Source organism: Sphingobium sp. TomMM15, assembly GCF_055397045.1.
Genome location: NZ_AP027316.1, coordinates 284,010 through 290,251, shown reverse-complemented (window position 1 = coordinate 290,251; position 6,242 = coordinate 284,010). Strand labels below are relative to the sequence as shown.

Genomic DNA, 6,242 nt, shown 5'->3' with positions numbered 1-6,242 from the left:
CCTCATCTCCTATTTTTGAACCTATTGGTACATGTTGTACCACTTGGAACATTCCGTCAAGCGGTTTCATGGTCCAACCGAGGATGCCCTTAATGTGCGGCGCGGGTCCGAACGCCGACCAAGGGGAGATCCAAGATCATGGCCGCAGATCGGGCAGACATCGATGCTATTGGAATTGCGAAAATGCGCCATAGCCGCCCCGGAAAAACAGCAGCGGAGAACCATAGCGTTCAACTTCCAGCGCCACCACGCGCCCGATCACCACGTAGTGATCCCCGGCTTCATGCACCGCATCCAGCGTGCAGTCGATCCATGCCAGAACGTCATCGAGAATAGGTGAACCATTGACGGAAATGCGATGCGGCAGGCCTGCCAGTTTGGCCATTCCCCGCCCCCCAAAATCCTGGCACAACGACCGCTGATCGCTCGCAAGCACGTTGACGCAGAATTTACCGGCCGTCTGGATGCGCGGCCAGCTGGCCGATATCTTGGCCGGAAAGAAAGCGACCAAGGGAGGGTCGAGTGACACGGAGGTGAAGGATCCGACCACCATCCCGGTTGCCCTTCCATCCACGGGCGTGGCGGTCACAATACATACACCCGTTGGATAATGGCCCAACACCCGGCGAAAGTTACTGGCCTCGACAGGGCTGCTCATGCGCGGCGCCTCTTCTGTCATTCCTACCTTCTTCGATTTATGCGGGCGGGTCCTTAGGGTGAAGGCAAGACTGCCGAAGGACCCGCCCGCTCGTCACTTGGACGAAACCGGACCGGCATTCCCAAATGCCAATCCAATTGCTCGTCAAGCCATCAATATTGGACGCGGCTCGAAAGATTACCATCAATCACCAGATTGATGCCGCTGATATAGGCCGCCCGGCTGCTTGAAAGGAAAGCTACCGCCGCCCCGATCTCTTCGGGGGTGCCCATGCGTCCAAAGGGCGCTTCAGCGAGCATGGCTTCATAAAGTTCGGGATGCGCTTGCTGAACCTGTCCCCAGGGACCATCCGAACTATATACTGGCCCGGGACTCACGGAGTTTACCCGAATGCCCTTGGAGGACCATGTGCGCGACAATGCCTTGGCATGATGGATGAGAGCCGCCTTGAAACTGCCATAGGCCATGTCGGCTTCGAACGCCCAGTGCTGAACCCCTGCGATTGACGAGATGATGGTCACGACACCGCTCGATGACTTCTCAAGGTAGGGAGCTGCGGCCTGGATTAAGGAAACATTGCCGATCAAATCAACTTCGAAGCCGCTGCGCCAGTCGTCGAGAGAATTGGTGATTGAAAAGGCGGATGTGTTGGCGACTACAATGTCGATGCCGCCCAGTTCCCCCGCAACAGAATCAACCCAGGCGCGCAGCGCTTCGGTATCGGTGACGTCGACGCTCGCGCCAGTGGCGCGAACCCCCTTCGCCGCTAGCGTTTCGACTGCTTGCGCCACCCGGTCCGCGCTGCGGGCACAGATCGCAACATTGGCGCCTTCATCGGCGAGAACCTGCGCGATCCCCAATCCAATACCCTGAGAACCACCAGTAATAATTGCGTTTTTGCCGCGAATTCCGAGTTCCATTCCGCTTCCTCTCGAGTTCCGCCGGGCGCCCGACGCCCGGCTCTTATGGCGGCACATCATGTACCAACTGGAACATTTATGGTCAAGCGGGCATTGTCGGCCTTGCGCACCATCATTATTTTGTGGAGACCGGAAATCTCTGTAACCGCGAAATTTAAGCCAACAGCCTTCAGGAGTTCGGGAACTTGGCAACTGACACGCCGTCCAAATCAAGCCGCAAGATCAAGGGTCGTGAAAAGCTGCTGCAAGCGGCTAACGAACTCGCGCACCACCATGGCATAAGCGACATCCCTCTTCGCCAACTCGCGACGGAACTGGGCACCAGCCACCGGATGCTGCTCTATTATTTCGAGTCCAAAGAAGGCTTGATGGCGGAGTTGATGAAAGCGAAAGAACGGGATTCCATGCGTTTTTTCAACGAATTGCGCGCAAATCAGGAGATATCGCCCAAGGAAAAACTCTGGCAGTTCTGGCGGTTCATCGTCGCTCCGGAACGAGAGATGGGAGCGCGCTTGTGGATTGAGGTCTTCTCGCAGGCCCTGGGCGGACGTGGTTACGCAGGCGAGTTGTTACCCACTATCATCGAATCGTGGGTTGAACCACTTAGTTACATCTGTGAACAAATGGGTTCTCCGCCCGAAAAAGCGGCTGCAGACGGGCGGATCGTCCTTGGAGCGGTTCATGGCCTTGCGCTTCAGCTAACTGCCACGCACAACCGCGAAGCAGCCGACGAAGCCTTCCATCGCGTTCTTGAACTATTGGAACGCGGCAACTCAAAGGGAGAGGCATAGCAGGAGCTTGGCGGCGGGCGTTGCACGCCCAGCAAATGGACTGCCCCGCCGTGCCGCCTGCCCAAGCAATGCAACTCCCCGCGATGCCAACCCTATTCGGCTTCGATTTTATGCCGGTATCGCTTCCCCAACACCGACAACCGCCTTTGTTTCAAGGAATTCGGCGAATGCATGATCGCCCCATTCCCGGCCATTGCCCGACTGTTTGTAGCCGCCAAAGGGAGCCATGAAATCAAGGCCTGCGCCGTTGAGGATCACCTGCCCAGCTCGAAGTGACTTGGACACTTCTCGCGCATGTGCCGGCTCGCCCTGGACATAGGCGGCCAGGCCATAAGGCGTATCATTTGCAATCGCGATCGCTTCGTCTTCCGACGCGTAGCCAAGAACGGCCAAAACGGGGCCGAATATTTCCTCGCGCGCTATCGTCATGGCGCTGCTAACGTCTGCGAATATGGTCGGCTTTACATAATAGCCCCTGTCCAACCCCTTCGGCTTGCCCGTTCCACCAGCAACCAGTGTTGCACCCTCATCGATCCCCGACTGGATGAGCGACTGGATCTTGTTCCACTGGAGTTCCGAAACGACTGGGCCGAGCTGGACGTCGCTATTGGGGTCACCGACGGTCATGGCTTCGACAACTTGTCTGGCGATGGCTTTAACCTCGTCCATGCGATCGTTGGGCACAAGCATGCGGGAAGGTGCGTTGCATGATTGCCCGGAATTCATCATCATTGCCTGGATCCCGCCGGACACCGCCTTTACCAAGTCGGCATCGCCCAGAATGATGTTCGGCGATTTACCGCCGAGTTCCTGATTAACGCGCTTCACAGTCCCTGCTGCGTTGCGCGCGACTTCGATGCCCGCACGGGTCGAGCCGGTGAAGCTCACCATGTCGATCTCCGGGTGCGATGCAATTGCGGCGCCGACAGAAGGGCCGTCGCCATTAACCATATTATACACCCCAGCCGGCACGCCCGCCGCGTGCAAAATCTCGCTCCAGATATAGCCGCTGAACGGCGCCACTTCGGATGGCTTCAACACCATCGTGCAGCCCGTCGCGATGGCAGGCGCCACTTTGGTGGCGATCTGGTTGATGGGCCAGTTCCAGGGCGTGATAAAGCCGCAGACGCCGATCGGCTCCTTGACGATCCAGGTAGAGCCGCGCCGTTCCTCAAACCGATAGTCTTTGAGCACCGCGATCGCAGTCTGAAGATGCGCGAGGCCGATAGCTGCCTGCGCCTCCGTCGCGAGCTTGGCCGGGGCGCCCATTTCCTCGGTGATAGCTGCGGCCATATCGGCATAGCGCGCCTGATATTGGGCGATTATAGCTTGCAGAAGATCGATGCGGTCCTCCCGGGTCGTCGATGAAAAGCTTGGGAACGCCTGGCGAGCAGCCCGCGCGGCACGATCGACATCTTCTGCCGAACCGAGGCTGATGCGACCAGCGGGAGTTTCCGTTGCCGGATTGATGACGTCGTGCGGCCTGGGAGCAACGGGGGCAACCCACTCGCCATTTATATAGAATTTTGTAAAATCGCGCACGACGGTCTCCTTGGCCAGGCGGAATATCGAACTCATGACGGAAGACCTTGCCGCAAGTCTACGTCGCGGTAAGGTCTCCCATCGCATTCAGTCGCAAATGAGGGCCGTTCCGAGCCCTATACAGCAATCAATATTTTGCACTGAAGGTTACACCCACTGTTGCGGGCGCTGCGTTGAAGTCCACATCGCTCAGACCCAGTTGTTCAGCACGAGCTTCGAAATAGTTCGTGTCCGTTATGTTCCGGCCATAAATCGTTATGCCGTATCGATCATTCTTCGATCGCCATGTTAGTGACGCGTTGAGCAAAAAGTAACTCGGCTGCCGCACGCGGTTGTCCGGATAATAATAATAGCCGTCATTATACAGCAAAGTCGCACTGGGCGTGATCGTTCCCCAATCGGTCCTGATCTCATATTCCGCGCCAATGTTCGCAGAAAATTTTGGACTGGCGGGGAGGTAATTGTCCTTGAAATCACACAGGGTTGGGGTGAGCGCGCAGTTAGCGCCCACGCCATTTGCCGAAATGGCGACGCCATTGGGGAATTTTGTGAACTTGTTGTCGAGCAGGACAAATCCGCTGCTGATCGTCAGGCCATCCGTAACGAGGGCCTGCAAGTCTGCCTCAATCCCCTGCACCTTCGCCTTGGGGCCATTGCTGGTCGCAGTGGCACCCGAAATCGGGGTCTGAACTTGAATGTCTCGATAGTCGTAATAAAAGGCCGCCATGTTCAAACGGACGCGCCGGTCCAGCAACTCCGATTTCAACCCCACCTCATAGGCGTCGACGGTTTCTGGTCCGAATGGCGGAGTACCCGGGACGAGCAAGTTGAAGCCGCCGCTCTTCGACCCGCGATTCCACGAAACATAGCCCATCACGTCATCAGTGAAGTGGTGGTCGAGCGATAGCCGCCAAGTAACGCGATTGGTTGTTGCGCTATCGTTGAGCGCAGTAAAAGCCGGCAGCACATATTTTTGTTTTTCGTAGGTGTACCGGATTCCGGCAGTTGCGGTGGTTCGTTCGGTTAAATCATAGGAAGCTTGCGCAAAACCAGCATAGGATTCAGTACGCTGATGATCCTTCACAACAATCGTGCTGTTAATGACCGCCGGATCATATCCAGCTTTGTAATTGAAGTAATAGCCGCCGATAATCCACTTAAATGCTCCCGTCTTGTCGCTTTGCAGTTGCAACTCTTGGGTCCATTCGGTCGATTTAGTTTTTATGTTGGCGTCCAAAATGACAGCTGGCGTGACATCCTGGTCCAGTCCCGTGTGCGACCTTGCCTTCCGGTACGCAGATATGCTGACGAGCGACACTCCGCCCAGATCCTGGGTGACATGCAGCGAAACGCCGCCCGTCCGGAGCAGGTTGAACGCATCCTGCGACACAGAGTAGTTATATCGGCCCTGGTATGTTGTGACGCCATCCGGCCCCACCAATCCCTTGGGTATGTGATAATATAGGCTGCTCTTTGAGCGCATATAGTCAGCAGAAAGCTTGATTTCGGTAGCCGGAGTGGGCTCGAACAACAGAACGCCTCTGACGCCGAAATTGCCATCCGCCGCGACTGCCGGCTTGTTGTTGACCAGGTTGCGCCCATAGGGCCTGTCCTGATCTTCATAAAAGCCCGACAAGCTGATAGCCACATCGTCGCTGATGCCCGTCGTGGCATAGGCGCTTACCGATGCCGTCCGGTAATTGTCGTACCCTGCGCTGATTTCGAGTGCAGGCTCCTGTGACGGCTTTCTGGTGACCACCTGGATCACACCACCCGTCGTATTGCGGCCAAAGAGTGTGCCCTGCGGCCCTTTAAGAACCTCTATCCGTTCAATATCCGTCAGCTTGAACTGGTTTGCGGTGGGATTGGGCATGTATACGCCATCGACAAATACCCCGACTGTTTGCTCCGAACTCGGATCGAACAGGTTGGTGCCCACACCCCGGAGATAAAAATTCCCGACGTTCACTGTACGAGAAAATACTAAGCTCGGGACTGCCGCGGTCAGCTGTGTCGTATCGTCAATACCCTGCCTTGTAAGAGCCTCTCCGCTTATTGCCGAGACCGAGACCGGTGTGTCCTGCAAGTTCTCACCGCGCTTCTGCGCAGTAACAATTATATCCTCCAGTTGCGTCCTGTCGTTCGCTTCGCTGGAAGATACCGGTGACTGTTCTTGCGCCTGTACCGCCGTCGCCCACGTCAGTAAGCTGGTTCCAGTGATCAGAGCCAATCGGTACATGCTATGGCGAAACATTGCGGTCCTCCCTAATTGTTCCAGTCTTCGGCTGGGATGGGCAATTGATTAAACCTCTGAGTCGATGATGTCAATTT

5 protein-coding genes are annotated in these 6,242 nt (G+C 56.4%); 1 reads left to right on the top strand and 4 read right to left on the bottom strand.

Translation table 11 applies throughout. The features are described from left to right. Positions 1-166 precede the first annotated feature (166 nt). Together ACZ51H_RS18300 and ACZ51H_RS18295 are read right to left on the bottom strand one after the other, a co-directional pair. On the bottom strand, positions 167-658 hold the full coding sequence (locus ACZ51H_RS18300) for a flavin reductase family protein (protein WP_464803595.1): 492 nt from the start codon (positions 656-658) through the stop codon (positions 167-169). Between the two features lie 152 nt (positions 659-810). After that, positions 811-1,578, bottom strand: coding sequence for an SDR family NAD(P)-dependent oxidoreductase (locus ACZ51H_RS18295; RefSeq protein ID WP_464803594.1), 768 nt, complete (start codon positions 1,576-1,578; stop codon positions 811-813). A 185-nt stretch (positions 1,579-1,763) separates the two neighbouring features. Here ACZ51H_RS18295 and ACZ51H_RS18290 point away from each other — a divergent pair, with 185 nt between their 5' ends. Then, entirely contained in the window at positions 1,764-2,369 is a 606-nt protein-coding gene (locus ACZ51H_RS18290) for a TetR/AcrR family transcriptional regulator (protein ID WP_464803593.1), read from the top strand. Positions 2,370-2,477: 108 nt separating this feature from the next. Here ACZ51H_RS18290 and ACZ51H_RS18285 read toward each other — a convergent pair whose 3' ends face one another. Then, positions 2,478-3,911, bottom strand: coding sequence for an aldehyde dehydrogenase family protein (locus ACZ51H_RS18285; protein WP_464803592.1), 1,434 nt, complete (start codon positions 3,909-3,911; stop codon positions 2,478-2,480). Between the two features lie 127 nt (positions 3,912-4,038). Beyond that, positions 4,039-6,165: a TonB-dependent receptor gene (locus ACZ51H_RS18280; protein WP_464803591.1), complete on the bottom strand. Its 2,127-nt coding sequence runs from the start codon at positions 6,163-6,165 to the stop codon at positions 4,039-4,041. Positions 6,166-6,242: the final 77 nt, after the last annotated feature.